The organism is Paraburkholderia sp. BCC1884 (assembly GCF_900996225.1).
In the GTDB taxonomy this organism is placed as follows: Bacteria; Pseudomonadota; Gammaproteobacteria; order Burkholderiales; family Burkholderiaceae; genus Paraburkholderia.
On record NZ_CAAJGL010000099.1, the window covers coordinates 1 to 599 of the forward strand.

The 599-nt window shown below is 66.6% G+C and carries 1 protein-coding gene; it reads left to right on the plus strand.

Going from position 1 to position 599, the window contains the following annotated elements:
- On the plus strand, positions 1-553 hold a 553-nt coding region (locus FQ705_RS22410), incomplete at its 5' end, for a metallopeptidase TldD-related protein (RefSeq protein ID WP_260854590.1).
- Between the last annotated feature and the right edge of the window lie 46 nt (positions 554-599).

Sequence of the window (599 nt, forward strand, 5' to 3'; positions counted from 1 at the left end):
CGACGGAACCCTCCAGGGCGCCCGTGGCTCGCTGAATATCGACGACGAAGGCTGCGCGACGCGGCGCACGACCTTGATCGAGAACGGCGTGCTGCGCGCGTACATGCAGGATGCGCTGAGCGCGCGCCTGATGGGCATGGAGCCGACCGGAAACGGCCGCCGCGAGGGCTACGCCTCGCCGCCCATGCCGCGCATGACGAACACCTTCATGCTGAACGGTGACCACGAACCGCAGGAAATCATCGAGTCGGTGCGCAACGGCATTTACGTCGCGGGCCTCGAGGGCGGCCAGGTGGACATCACGAGCGGGCAGTTCGTGTTCGAGGCGTCGGAGGCCTACCTGATCGAAAACGGCCGGATCACCGCGCCGATCAAGGGCGCGACGATCACCGGCCACGGCCCCGACACGATCCGCAAGATCAGCCTGGTCGGCAACGATCTGGCCTGCGATCCCGGCAGGGCGTCGTGCAGCAAGGCAGGGCAGTCGATCCCGGTGGGCGTCGGTGAGCCGACCCTGAGGGTGGATGAAATGACCGTCGGCGGCACCGCGTAGTCATGGCCGTCGAGATCGTGCCTTGCCGGTGGAATGGAAAGTGAAT